This window comes from Pelomonas sp. SE-A7, from assembly GCF_030345705.1.
In the GTDB taxonomy this organism is placed as follows: domain Bacteria; phylum Pseudomonadota; class Gammaproteobacteria; order Burkholderiales; family Burkholderiaceae_C; genus JAUASW01.
Genome location: NZ_JAUASW010000002.1, coordinates 461,972 through 475,593 on the forward strand (window position 1 = coordinate 461,972; position 13,622 = coordinate 475,593).

General features: G+C 69.9%; 6 protein-coding genes. All 6 read right to left on the reverse strand.

Annotated features, from left to right (window positions below; all coding sequences use genetic code 11):
• Position 1: 1 nt before the first annotated feature.
• The 6 genes from QT382_RS16205 to QT382_RS16230 all read right to left on the reverse strand — a co-directional run bounded on the left by QT382_RS16205 (position 2) and on the right by QT382_RS16230 (position 13,582).
• Positions 2–3,091 (reverse strand): efflux RND transporter permease subunit, encoded by a 3,090-nt coding sequence (locus tag QT382_RS16205; protein WP_289255127.1) that lies wholly within the window; start codon positions 3,089–3,091, stop codon positions 2–4.
• Between the two features lie 17 nt (positions 3,092–3,108).
• Positions 3,109–4,236 (reverse strand): efflux RND transporter periplasmic adaptor subunit, encoded by a 1,128-nt coding sequence (locus tag QT382_RS16210; protein ID WP_289255128.1) that lies wholly within the window; start codon positions 4,234–4,236, stop codon positions 3,109–3,111.
• A gap of 39 nt (positions 4,237–4,275) precedes the next feature.
• Positions 4,276–5,667: an efflux transporter outer membrane subunit gene (locus tag QT382_RS16215; RefSeq protein ID WP_289255129.1), complete on the reverse strand. Its 1,392-nt coding sequence runs from the start codon at positions 5,665–5,667 to the stop codon at positions 4,276–4,278.
• Positions 5,664–6,347 (reverse strand): TetR/AcrR family transcriptional regulator, encoded by a 684-nt coding sequence (locus QT382_RS16220; RefSeq protein WP_289255130.1) that lies wholly within the window; start codon positions 6,345–6,347, stop codon positions 5,664–5,666. The genes QT382_RS16215 and QT382_RS16220 overlap by 4 nt, the downstream gene beginning before the upstream one ends.
• A 67-nt stretch (positions 6,348–6,414) precedes the next feature.
• Entirely contained in the window at positions 6,415–7,455 is a 1,041-nt protein-coding gene (locus QT382_RS16225; RefSeq protein WP_289255131.1) for a GGDEF domain-containing protein, read from the reverse strand.
• A gap of 97 nt (positions 7,456–7,552) precedes the next feature.
• Positions 7,553–13,582, reverse strand: coding sequence for a hybrid sensor histidine kinase/response regulator (locus tag QT382_RS16230; protein ID WP_289255132.1), 6,030 nt, complete (start codon positions 13,580–13,582; stop codon positions 7,553–7,555).
• Positions 13,583–13,622 lie beyond the last annotated feature (40 nt).

Genomic DNA, 13,622 nt, shown 5'->3' on the forward strand with positions numbered 1-13,622 from the left:
CTCAATCTCCTGCCGCCATCTGCACCGGCTCCTTGGCCTTGAAGCGCCGCGGCCTGAGCAGCTGGACCAGATCATCCACGTAGGTGAACACCAGCGGTATCACCAGCAGGCTCAGGAAGGTCGAGGTGATCAGGCCGCCGATCACGACGATGGCCATGGGTGCGCGGAAGCTGGGGTCCGTGCCCATGCCCAGGGCGATGGGCAGCATGCCGGCGCCCATGGCGATGGTGGTCATCACGATCGGACGGGCGCGCTTGCGGCAGGCATCGACGATGGCCTCGAAGCGCGGCAGGCCGTGGTCGCGGCGGGCCAGGATCACGTAGTCCACCAGCAGGATGGAGTTCTTGGTCGCAATGCCCATCAGCATGATCAGGCCGATCATCGACGGCATCGACAGCGCCGTCTGCGTGACGAACAGGGCGAGGAAGGCGCCCGGGATGGACAGCACCAGGGCCGCCAGGATGGTCACCGGCTGCACGAAGTCGTGGAACAGCAGCACCAGCACGATGTAGATGCACAGCACGCCGGTCAGCATGGCCAGGCCGAAGCTGGCGAACAGCTCGCCCATGGCCTCGGCGTCGCCCACCGTGGTCTGCATCACGCCGGGCGGCAGGCTCTTCAAGCTGGGCAGGGCCAGCGCATGCCGCTCCACATCGCCCAGCGGCTGGCCGTTCAGCTCGATCTCGAAGTTGATGTTGCGCAGCCGGTCGTAGCGGTCGATCTGGGCCGGACCGCTGTCCATGCGCAGCTCGGCCACTTGCGAAAGCGGCACCGGACCCTTGCTGCCCGGCACCGGCAGGCGGCCCAGCAGTTCCAGGTCGGCCCGCGCCTCGGTCGGCAGGCGCACGACGATGGGCACCTGGCGCTGGCTGAGGTTGAGCTTGGGCAGCAGCTGGTCGTAGTCGCCGGCCGTGGCCACGCGCAGCGTGTCCGCAATCGCGGCGGCGCTGACGCCCAGGTCCGCCGCACGCGCGAAGTCGGGGCGGATGACCAGCTCGGGCCGGGTCAGCGTCGAAGTCGAGGTAACCGCGCCAATGCCGGGGATGCTGCGCAGCTCGCGCTCGACCTTCTGCGCATGCTCGGCCAGCACGCGACCGTCCTCGCCGGCCAGCACCAGCACGTACTTCTCGGCCGAGGCACCGAAGCCGACCTTGACGCGGGCGCCGGGCAGCACTTCCAGCTGCTGGCGCAATTCGGCCTCGATCTTCTGCTTGGACAGGCCGGGCCTGTCCTTGCGCGGCGTCAGGTTCAGGGTCAAGGTCGCCTTGCGGACATCGCCACCGCCGCTGATCATGAACGGATCGGCACCGGCATTGCCGCCGCCAATGGCCGTGTAGATCAGCTTCACATGCTTGTTGGCGGCGACGATCTCATGCGCCAGACGGGTCAGCGCCTCGGTCTGCCTGAACGTCGCCCCCGGCGGCAAGGTGACGGTCACCTGGGTCTGCGAGAGGTCGTCCGGCGGCACGAAGCCGGTCGGCAGCAGGCCGGCCAGGAACAGCGAGCCGACCGAGAACACCGTGGCGCCTATCAGGGTCTTGATGCGGTGCTGCAGGCACCAGCGGGCCCAGCCGGTGTAGATCAGCAGCCAGCGCGGCTCCTGGTGCGGCTTCTTGGGCGGCTTCAGGAGGTAGGCCGCCATCATCGGCGTCAGCATGCGCGCCACGACCAGCGAGAAGAACACGGCGATGGCCGCGGTCCAGCCGAACTGCACGAAGAACTTGCCGGGAATGCCGCCCATGAAGGCGGTGGGCAGGAAGACCGCGATCAGGGTGAAGGTGGTGGCGATCACCGCCAGGCCGATCTCGTCGGCCGCCTCCATGGCCGCCTGGTACGGCGTCTTGCCCATGGCCAGGTGGCGCATGATGTTCTCGATCTCGACGATGGCATCGTCCACCAGCACGCCCACCACCAGGGACAGCGACAGCAGGGTCACGATGTTGACCGAGAAGCCCAGCAGGTACATGGCCGCAAAGGTCGGCAGTATGGACAGCGGCAGGGCCGTGGCCGCCACGATGGTGGCGCGCCAGTCGCGCAGGAAGATGAACACCACCACGACGGCCAGCAGGGCACCCTCGTACAGCAGGGTCATCGAGCCCTCATAGTTCTCGAGCACCGGATCCACGAAGTTGAAGGCCTCGTCGAACTTCACCTCGGGATGAGCGCTGCGCAGCGTCTCCAGCGCGGCACGCACGCCGGCCGCCACCTCGACCTCGCCCGCACCCTTGGTGCGGGTGATCTCGAAGCCGACCACGGACTTGCCGTTCAGCCAGGCAGCCGAGCGCTGCTCGCCGACGGTGTCGGTCACCTTCGCGATCTGGCCCAGGCGCAGGCGCCGGCCGTCGGACAGGGTGATGTCCATGGCCGCCAGCTCCTCGGCGCTCTGCACCGTGGCCAGCGTGCGCACCGACTGCTCGGCCCCGCCCACGTCGGCGCGGCCGCCCGAGGCTTCCTGCTGGATCTGGCGCAGCTGGCGCGACACATCGGCCGCGCTGGCATTGAGGGCCAGCAGCTGGGCCGGGTCGAGCTCTATGCGCACCTCGCGCGTGACACCGCCGACGCGGCTGACCGCACCGACGCCGCGCACCGCCAGCATGCGCTTGGCCACCTGGTTGTCGACGAACCAGGACAGGGCCTCGTCGTCCATGCGCGAGCTCGCCACCGTATAGGTGAGGATGGGCGCGCCGCTGAGGTTCATCTTGGTGATGACCGGATCGCGCAGGTCGCTGGGCAGGTCGGAGCGTATGCGCTGCACCGCGTCGCGCACATCGTCCAGTGCTTCCTGGGTGCGCTTCTCGAGCCGGAACTCGACGGTCACGATGGCCGTGCCGTCCTGCACGATGGTGTAGATGTGCTTGACGTCCTGCAGCGTGGCGACCTGGTTCTCGATCTTGCGGGCCACCTGCGATTCCAGCTGCGCCGGCGAGGCGCCCGGCAGGGCCGCGGTGACCGTGATCGTGGGCAGGTCGATGTCCGGGAAGTTCTGGATCTTCATCGCCTTGAAGCCCAGCAGGCCGGCCAGGCTCAGCATGATGAAGAGCAGGATGGCCGGGATCGGATGGCGTATCGACGCCGAGGAGACATTGATCATGTCCTTGTCCTCCCGGCTCAGCGCTTGGCGGCGGCCGGCGCGGCCACGACCTTGAGCAGGTCGCCATCGCTCAGGAAGCCCACGCCGCTGGCCACCACCTTGGCATCGGCCAGCAGCCCGCCGGCGATCTCGACCCGCTCGCCGTTGCGGCGGCCCAGCTGCACCTTGGTCTGCTGGGCCTTCATGTCGCTGCCGACGCGGTAGACATAGGCGAAGCCGTCGCGCAGCTGGACAGCCGCAGTGGGCAGGCTCAGCGCGCCGCTGCGGCCAAGCTGGAATTCGCCACGGGCGAAGCTGCCGGCCCGCAGGCCCTTGTCGGCCGGCAGGTCCACGTAGGCGATGCCCATACGGGTCTGCGGATCGACCGCCGGCGCCAGCATGCGCAGCTTGCCGGTGATCACGCCGCCGGGCGCCTGCAGCTGCACAGTGAGGCCGGGCTGCAGGCGGATCAGTTCGGCCGCAGGCACCTCGGCGCGCCATTCCAGGCGGCCCTTGCGGATCAGGCGGAACAGCTCCTGGCCGGGCTGGGCCACGGCGCCCAGGGCGGCGGTGCGGGCCGAGATCAGGCCGTCGTCCGGCGCCACGATGCGGGTCTGGGCCAGGCGCAGCTCATCGGCCTGAACCCGGGCCTGGGCCGCCTCGACGCGGGCCTGCGCCGACAGGGCCGCGCCCTGGAATTGCTCATGCTGCTGGGCGCTGAGGGCGCCGCTGCCGCTGTCCTTCAATTGGCGGGCGCGGTCGGCATCGGCCGTGGCCAGCGAAGCCGCGGCACGGGCCTCGGCCAGCGCGGCGCGGCTTTGCGCCAGGTCGGCATTGAGGGTGTCGCTGTTCAGGCGGGCCAGCAGCTGGCCGCGCTTGACCGCGTCGCCCACGTTGACCAGCACCTCGGCCAGGCGCAGGCCCGCCAGCTCGGCGCCGATCTGCGCCTCCTGCCAGGCGGCCACGCTGCCGTTGGCGGCCAAGGTCTGCGACCAGTCGCCGCGCTCGGGCGCGACCAGGCTGACGGTCAGCGCCGGCCGGGCCTTGGCGCTGCTACTGGCAGCGGAAGCGGGCGCGTCAGCGGCCATCGTGTTGATGGCGGCGACAGCAGCGGCCAGGGCCAGCAGGCCGGGCAGCAGCTTGGAAGAAGAAATCTTGTTCGTCATGAGGGTGTGCATGTCTTCGTTGTTTCGTCGTCGTGCGCTTCAGCGTGCGGCCTCGGCGCTGCTGCTCCAGCCACCTCCGGCGGCCTTGTAGAGCGCGATCCAGGCGCCGATGCGCTCGCGCTGCACCTGCAGCTCGGCTGCTTGAGCGGCCAGGGCCAGGCGGCGCGCCTCCTCCAGTTCGGCCGCGCCGGCCAGGCCGCCGCGCCAGCGCTGCTCGGTGGCAGTCAGCGAGGCGGCGTAGTTCTCAGCGCTGCGCTTGGCGTGGCTTTCGCGGGCCTGGCTGGCCTCCAGCCGTACCAGGCTTTCCTCGACCTCACGCACCGCATTCAGCACGGTGGCGCGGTAGCCGGCCTGGGCCGCATCGAAGGCCGCACGGGCGGCTTCGGCCTGGGCCTTGCGGGCTCCGCCGTCCAGCAGCGGCAGCGTGAGCACCGGGCCGAGCGACCAGCCATTGCCCTCACCACTGGAACCACCGACCTTCAACTCGGCACGGCTGATGCTGCCGGCCAGCTGCAGCTGCGGATAACGAGCCGCCTGCGCGGCACCGGCCTCGGCCCAGGCTGCGCGCAGTTGCGCCGCGGCCGAAGCCAGGTCGGGCCGCTGGGCCAGGGTCTGGGCCGGCACGGCGTTCAGCGCAAATCGCTGAGGCTCGGGCAGCCTGGCGCGCCGGGGCTCAAGCCGGCCGCGCAGGGCCGACTCCTCACCGAGGCCCAGGGCCACCAGCTGCTTGACCAGGACCTGGCATTCGGCCTGCTGGGCCAGGCTGCGGCTCTGGCCTTCGGCCGCAGCAGCCTGGAACAGCGCATGGCTGCCGGCCGCCTCGAAACCGACCTTGAACCGTTCGGACGACAGCTTCGCCAGCCGGTCGCCCGATTGCGCATCCAGCTCGGCCAGGCGCTGCTGCTGCTCACAGGCGCGCAGCCCCAGATAGGTCTGGGCCACTTCGGCGGCTAGGCTGATCCTGACCGCGGCGGCGTCGAAGCCGCCCGCCTCGGCACGGGCCTGGGCAGCCGCATCCTGCTGGCGGGCGCGGGCGAACAGGTCGATCTCCCAGCGGGCGTCGACGCCGGCCAGGTTGAGGGTCTGCAGCGGCTGGCCCGGCGGCGGCACCGGCTTGCTGCGCTGGCTCGAGAGGCTGGCGCCGACCTGCGGCGAGCTGGCACTGATGCCGGCCAGGGCGCGGGCCTGGGCCAGTCGCGCCAGGGCCTGCTGCAGGCCGGGGTTGGCGGCCTGGGCTTCGGCAATCAGCTGGGCCAGCAGGGGGTCGTCGAAGCGTGCCCACCAGTCGGCGGATGCACCCGGTCCGGCCGGCAGGCTGGCCTGCCAGGCGGCGGGCGGCTGCTGCGGTGGCTGCGACGGCTGCACCGTGGCGCAGGCGGCCAGGGCCAGCGTGGTGACGGCCAGGCCGGCGTTCTTGATGAACCATGTCATCGCTTCGTTCCTCCCTTGGATTCCTTGGTCTTGGCTTCGGCGGCGCGCAGGCCGCGTTCGTGTTCGATCATGGCCAGGCCGTAGCCGACCAGGCGGTCCAGCACTCGCAGATAGCTGCCGCGCCCGCTCAAGAGGCCGGGCGCCAGGGCCTGCATGTGCTCGGCCGACATCCAGTAGTCGTAGACCAGGGCCACCAGGGCGAAGACCAGCTGGTGGATCTGCTCGTCGACCTCGGCCGCACCGACGCGCACGGCCAGCATGGTGGCCAGGGCCTGGTGCTGGGGCACGATGTACTGGGCACAGGCCTCGTCGAAGGCAGCCGTGGCCTCGCCGCTCATCTCGCGGCCGTAGATGCGCATCAGCTCGGCCAGGCCGGCGTCGTCACTGACCAAGGGCGCCAGGAAGGCTTCGTAATAGCCTCGCAGCCATTGCTCCAGCGGCTCCTGCACGTCGGGCCGGGGCAGGCTGTCCATCAGCTCGGCCAGCGGCTGGACCAGCACCTCGCGGTACAGGCCGGCCTTGTCGCCGAAGTAGTAGGAGATCAGGCCGATGTTGGCCTCGGCCGCCAGGCAGATCTCGCGGGTGCTGGCCTTGGCAAAGCCCTTGGCCGCAAAGGCGCGCCGGGCCTCGGTCAGCAGGCGCTGCCGGGTATCCGGTTGATCGGCGGATGGGGAAGACATGCCGGCATCCTAGCCGGCTTAATCAATCGTTTGATTAACCCCTGAATTTGCTCGGGATTGACCCGAGTCAGAACAGCTCTACCGCGCTTTGTTTGGTCGATTCCTGGAACCGCCCCTGCTCGACCAGTTGCGCATAGCTCTGCACCTGATTGCGGCCATTGCCCTTGGCAAAGTAGACCGCTCGGTCGGCCCGCTCGAAGGCGGCAGCCGGCGAGTCGCCGGCCCTTACCTCGGTGAAGCCAATGCTGACCGAGATGTGGCCGACCTGCGGGAAGGCGAACTGCTCGGCGTTGTGACGCAGCCGCTCGAAGGCATGCTCGGCATCCAGCTCACCATCGCAGCGCATCAGCACGACGAACTCCTCGCCGCCGAAGCGGTACAGCAGGTCGTGGAAGCGGAAGCTGTTGCGCATCAGGCGCGACAGCAGCAGCAGCACCTCGTCGCCTATCAGGTGGCCGAAGCCGTCGTTGACCTTCTTGAAATGGTCGATGTCGATCACGCCCAGCCAGGCGCTGGGACGGGCGCCGGCATGGCGACGGTCGTCCTCGGTGTGCGCCTGCTCGGAGTGCTGGGCAGACAGCTCACCCAGGGTCTTGAGAAAGCTCTCGTCGAAGGTCTTGCGGTTGAGCAGGCCGGTCAGCGTGTCGCGCTCGCTGTAGTCCAGCAGGCCCTGGAAGTTGTGATAGATCCGCAGGATGCTGGTGACCGTCCGCTGCTCGCTGACCTTCAGCGGCGCCAGCGACTCCAGCTCCATCACGCCCAGCACCTCGCGCTCGGTGGCCAGCGGGAACAGGGTCAGCCAGTGCTCGCCGCGGCGGGTCTGCAGCACGCCGCGGTGGCTCATGCATTCAAGGCGCAGCGGATATTCACCGGCCAGCGGCAGCGACTCGGGCTCGGCCCACAGGGAATCGGCACTGGCCACCAGCTCGCCGGCCTTGAGCCGGGCGCGGGTCAGCCAGCGTTCCTGGCCGGGCTCGCCCACGCAGCGGTAGATGGCTGCCGACAGCGGCTCCAGCAGATCACGCAGGGCCGAGACCAGGGTGACGTCCATGACGTCGCGGTCCCTGAAACGGGTCATCTCGGCGAGATGGTCAACAACTTCGGACATGGCTTGAACCTGGGGCTCCCGTCAGGGGAGCCCGGGGTCTTCCTCCCTGGGCTGGGTTGGTGCCGGAACCGTTCTCTCGATGAGGATGCCCAGGCAATCAGGCAGTGTAGCGGCCGATCAGCTCCAGCAGCTGCTCTTCGTCATAGGGCTTGCCCAGATAGTGGTCGACTCCCAATTCCTGCGCATAGTCGCGATGCTTCTGCGCAATCCGCGAGGTGATCATGATCACCGGCAGCTTGGCCAGCCGCTCCTCGTTCCGCAGGTTGCGGACCAGGTCGAAGCCGTCCATGCGCGGCATCTCGATGTCGGACAGCACGACCGAAGGCAGCTCGTCGCCGGCCAGCTTCTCCAGCGCCTCCAGGCCGTCCTTGGCCAGCTCGACACGATAGCCCTCGCGCTCCAGCAGACGCTGGGTGACGCGGCGCACGGTCAGCGAATCGTCAACCACCAGCACCAGCGGCGCCAGCGTCTCCTCCACGACCGCCGTTGGCGCGGCGTGCTCCGGCAGCTGGCGAGCCAGCTCCTGGGCCGCGTGGCCGTAGCGGTTGGCCAGGGCCACCGGGTTGTAGATCAGGGCCACCTCGCCCGAGGCCAGCAGGCTGATGCCGGCCAGGCCGGGCACGCTGCGCAGCTGCGGGCCCAGGTTCTTGATCACCACTTCCTGCTTGCCCAGCACCTCGTCCACATGAAGGGCCAGGCGCTGGTGGGCGCTGTGGACCACCACGATGGACGCATGCTTGCCATGCAGGTGGCCGCGGGCGCCATGGCCCATCAGGCCGCCCAGCCAGTACATGGGCAGGGTTTCGTTGCCCAGTTCGATCTGGCCGCTGGCATAGGCCTGCTCGACCTTGTCCAGGTCCACGCGACGCAGGCCTTCCATCAGCACGGCCGGCACCGACACCGTGTCCTCGCCATGGCGCAGCAGCACGATCTGGCTGACCGCCGTGGTCAGAGGCAGGCGCACATCGAAATGCGCGCCCTGGCCCGGCGTGGACGTGATGTCCACATAGCCGCCCAGGGTGTTGACCTCGGCGCGCACCACGTCCATGCCTATGCCGCGGCCCGACAGCTCGGTCACCGACGCGGCGGTGGAGAAGCCGGGCGCGAAGATCAGCTCCATCAGCTCCTGTTCGCTGACCGCCTGGTCGGCCTGGATCAGGCCCTGCTGCAGGCCGCGCTCACGGATGCGGGGCAGGTTCAGGCCGGCGCCGTCGTCGGCGAAGTCGACCAGGATCTCGTTGCCTTCCTGGCGCACGCTGACACGCAGCGTGCCGGTGGAATCCTTGCCGGCTGCGGCACGCGCCTCGGGCATTTCGATGCCGTGGCTGACGCTGTTGCGCAGCAGATGCTCGAAGGGGCCGACCATGCGCTCCAGCACCGAACGGTCCAGTTCGGTGTGGCCGCCGACGATCTCCAGCCGCGCCTGCTTGCCGGCATCGCGCGCCGCCTGGCGGACCACGCGGTGCAGGCGCTCGGCCAGGCTGTCGAACTCGACCAGGCGGGTGCGCAGCAGGTCGTCCTGCAGCTCGCGGGTCAGGCGCGATTGGGCCGCCAGCTCGTCTTCGCCCAGCTGCACGTTTTTCTGCAGGCTGCGCTGGACCGTGGCCACGTCGTTGACCGCTTCGGCCATCATCCGGGTCAGTTCCTGGAAGCGGGTGTAGCGGTCGAATTCCAGCGGATCGAAGTCGCGGCTGGCGACCCGGGCCGCTTCCTGGCGCGATTCGATCTGGGCCTCGGCCTGCACTTCCAGCTCGCGCAGCCGGCCGCGCAGCCGCTCGAGGTTGTCCTCGAGGTCCAGCAGGCCGGACTTCATCTGCGACAGCTCGGACTCCATGCGGGCGCGGCGGATGCTGACCTCGCCGGCCTGGGCGGCCATGCGCTCCAGCACCGGTCCGCGCACCCGCACCAGCGCTTGCGCCTGGGCCATGGCCTCGATGCCGGCCTCGACCTCGGCCTCGGGCAGGCCCGACCAGTCGATGGCCGCAGAACCCGGGGCATCGGCCGCGGCTTCGAGGACCGCCGGTGCGGTCTCGCCCACGACAGGCTCGGGCGCCGGAGGCGGAGCCGAAGGAGGAGAAGACGGTGGCGGAGCCACCACGGCCACGGGCGCAGGCGCCGCAAGGCGGGCCAGCAGCTGCTCGAAGCCATGCTCCAGCGCGTCGCCGCGGTGCTGCAGCTCCTGCACGTCGGCGGCTGTGATGCCGCCGCGCGAGAGCAGATGCTCGACCGCCGATTCCATCAGGTGGGCCTGCTCGCCCAATTGCATGGCGCCGCACAGGCGGGCGCCGCCCTTGAAGGTGTGCAGCGCGCGCATGGTGGCGCCGGCGCGGCCGGCGTCGCCCGGATGGCTCAGCCAGTCGCGCATGCCGGCATGCAGCTGGCGCAGCAGGTCCTGGGCCTCTTCCTCGAAGATAGGGAACAGCTCGGGATCGATCTGGTCGGACTCGCCGAGCGGGAACTCCTCGACCATGGGCACGGCCACGGTGGCCACCGGCTCGACCGGGGCCGCAGCGACAGCCGGCGCGTCGCCCTCGTCGTCGTCAAGCAGTTCGTCGGCCACGCCGTTCTGGCGCACGTCGGCCGGCTGGTAGGCATTCAGGGCCTGCAGCAGCTCCGCATCGGCGGGCTTGAGGAAGCCGGCGGCGAACTGGTGCAGCAGGCGGCGGATTTCTTCGGCGCTGCGCACGAAGGCGCTGGCCACTTCTCCCTCCACCTTGCCCGCATGCTGCGACCGGCCCAGCGCATGTTCCAGCGCCCGCGCCAGGTGGGACAGCTCGTCGTAGCCCACGGTGGCGGCATTGCCAGCCAGCTTGTGCGACAGCGCTTCGGTGTCCTGCGGCGGCGGACCTGCCATCAGCACGGCCCATTCGGCCAGCTCGGTCGAGAGCCTGCGCGATGCCTCGTCGGCCTCGTTCAGGAAGATGTTGAACAGCGTGATGCTGATGCGCAGCGGGCCGATGACCTTGACGCTGTCTTCCTCATCCTCGGCCGCGGCCTCCGCCACGGCACTCGGCTCGGGCCCGGCCGGTGGCGGCACCAGGGCCAGCGTGCGTTCCGGGATCGGCTCGGTTGCGACCACCGGCTCGGCCAGGTCCGGCGCCGGCAATGCATCGGGCAGCTCGGAAAGGTCCAGCAACTCGGTGACGGCCGCGGCTGCGGGCTCCATCGTCGCCACGACGACCTCGGGCTCGGCGGGCGTCACCACCTCGCCCAACTGCAGATCCAGCGCAAAGTCGGGCAAGGGCTCGGCTTCGGGCTTGGGCGGCTGGGCCTCCACCGGCGCAGCGGCGCTCAGCAGATCCAGCTCGACGGCTTCGCCTTCGGCCAGCGCGGGTTCGGGTGCCGGCTCGGCAACCGGTTCGGGCGCCAGGTCCAGCACCACCATGTCCAGGGCCAGGTCGGGCCCCGGTTCCAGCAGCAGGTCCGGTTCCAGCTTGGGTGCCAGATCGGGCAGCGCCTCCATGGGCAGGGTCTGGCCCCACTGGCTGTCGGTGATGGGGGCGGTCTCGGTGACCAGGGGCGGCTCTGCCGGCACCACGACCTCGATCTCCTCGATGGCCTCCACCGCCTCGACCGGCTCGACCGGCTCGCCCACGTCGATCACCTCCGGCAGGGCCGGCATCTCGATGACCTCGACCTCGGGAACCTCGATGAGCTCGACGACTTCGATGCCCTCGGGCACGTCGACCGGCTCGGGCAGCAGCTCGGCCACCGGCTCGGCAACGGCCTCGACGATCACTTCCTCGATCACCGGCGCTGCCGCGGCGGCGCCCGGCGCGGCTATGCCAAGCAGGCGACCTTCCAGACGCAGCGCGTCAGCCGCGACACGCACGGCCGCATGAGCATGGCCGCGGGATTCGCCTGCCTGGATCGCCTCGGCCCAGCCGGCGAAATAGTCCAGCGCCTCGCGGCTGAAGGCCTGGAGTGCGTGGTCGGCCGGCTTCTCGTCGGTCAGCCACTGGTTGTAGAGCTGCTCGCAGGCCCAGCCCGCCTCGCCGAAGTTGGCCAGGCCGACCATGCGCGAACTGCCCTTGAGCGTGTGGAAGGCGCGGCGCACCGTGGTGAGTTGCTCGCGGTCCTGCGGCTCCTTTTCCAGCTTGGCCAGGGCGCGGCGGGCCGTGCCCACCACCTCGCTCGCTTCTTCCAGGAAGATGCCCAGCATCTCCTCGTCCATCGGTTCGTCGATGAACTGGGCGGGCGCGGCCGGTGGCGTGGGAGCCGGCGGCGGCGCCACGACTTGCGGTGCCGGCGCCACGCCCTCGGGGGCCGGGAAGTCCAGCACGATTTCCGGCGTCTCGAAACGCGGCAGGATCTCGGTGGTCTCGCCGGTGATCGTCAGCTCGGGCAGCGAGACCGAGGGCGCCACGTCGCTGGACCGACCCATCACGGGGGCCAGCACACCGCTTTCCTCGTCGAAGCCGAACATGCGCTTGGCCAGCTGCGGCTGCACGCTCAGCATGTCGATCAGGAAGCCCAGCGCGCCCAGGTTGTTGGCAATGCCTTCGAAGCGGGCGCGCGCGGCCGGCGAGGCGGCATCGACCTCGGTATTGGCCAGCTCGTCGACCACATCGCGCATGCGCAGGCAGCATTGCGCTGCCTGGTCCAGGCCCAGCACCTTGAGCACGCCACGCATGGAGCCCAGCAGGCCCGGCACCGGGATCAGCAGCTCGCGCTGCGCCGGGTCGCGGAAATAGTCGTCGACCCGCTTCTCCACGTCTGACAGGCTGTGGCGCAGCTCGTGCACCACGCTGCCCAGGGTCTGGCGGTCGGAGACGCGGCGGTACAGCTCCTCCATCCAGGCTTCCAGCGGCTGGGGCGCGTCGCCATGGGCCACGGCCTCGATGCGGCTGGCCAGGCGCTTGACGCGCGCGGCCTGGTCGGGCGAATCGAAGGCAGCATCATCCAGCGCCGCCTCCAAATAAAGAATCGCCGTGGCGATTTCCATCGCCAGCGCCGGCGTGGGCGGCTTGCCCGAACGCAGGGTGGCCACGACGGCGCGCTGCAGCGTCTCGCCCAGCACCTCGCCGCTGGGGAACAGCCGGCCCAGAGAATCCGAGACGGCGGCGAACTGCTCATCCAGGCCGGCCAGCCGGTGGCTCTCGCCCTCGGCCGTGACCGACCAGCTCTCCTTGGCCACGCCGACTCGGCGACGTGCCTGCGCCACCCAGGCCGGGTCGATACGACCCAGGCTTTCGTCCTCGTAGTCACCGAGGATCTCATCGCCGAGCTGGTAGGCCTGGCGTACGGCCTGCAGGCGCGGCGCCTGGCCGGCCTCGGGTGCCCTGGCCATGGCGCAGAAGAACAGCAGATCACGCGCCAGCTGGGCAGACTGCGCGTCGGGCGCCATGCCACTGCTGGCCTGGCGCAGCTGCGCCAGCAGGCGCGAGCCCAGGCGCTTGACGTAGGCATCCTGGCCCAACAGCCCCAGGGACTCGGCCTCGAACATCGCGGCCGCGACCATCCACAGTCCGCGGGGCTCGCGCGCACCGGCGCCAGCGGCCAGGCCGGCGCAGAGCTCGCTCAGCTGGCCAGCATTGCCAGCGCTGGGCTGACGCATGTGCTTGAGCAGCGCCGCCTCGAAGTTGGGACGCGCAATCGCCGCGCCCACCGGCGGCGCGTCGGCGCGCAGATCGCGCCAGTCCCAGTCGAACTGCCAGAGATCGGCCGGGTGGATGCGCTCCACATTGTTGAAGTCCTGCAACGCACGGTAGGACGGGAACAGCGACAGCGACGAAGGCTTGCCACCGGCCAGCATCTTGGCGATCAGCGAGAGCAGTGCGAAGTTGGCGCGCTCGATCGTCTCGACCGCCATCAAGTCGACCGCAATCGGATTGGCCGCCAGGAACGAAACCGCCTTCTCGGCAGCGCGCAACATGGTGGCGCCGGCCGGCAGGCCGACCAGGGTCAGCACGCCGGCCACCTGGTGCAGCTGGGCCGCCGCATGGGTCAGCGACTGGCTGGGCGTGGCCTTGGCGTCGAAGCCGACGGTGGAGATCCGGGTGTCGCCATCGCGCAGCAGGCGGCGCAGGCTCTTGTGCACCCCCTCCAGCGAGCGGCGCAACTCCTCCTGCACCCAGGCCAGAGGACTCAGGTCGGCCGGAAATTCTGATTCGCGCGCGAGGTCCATGCCTTGCCTTTATTCGCGTTGTGTTCTGTGCAGTGCGGCG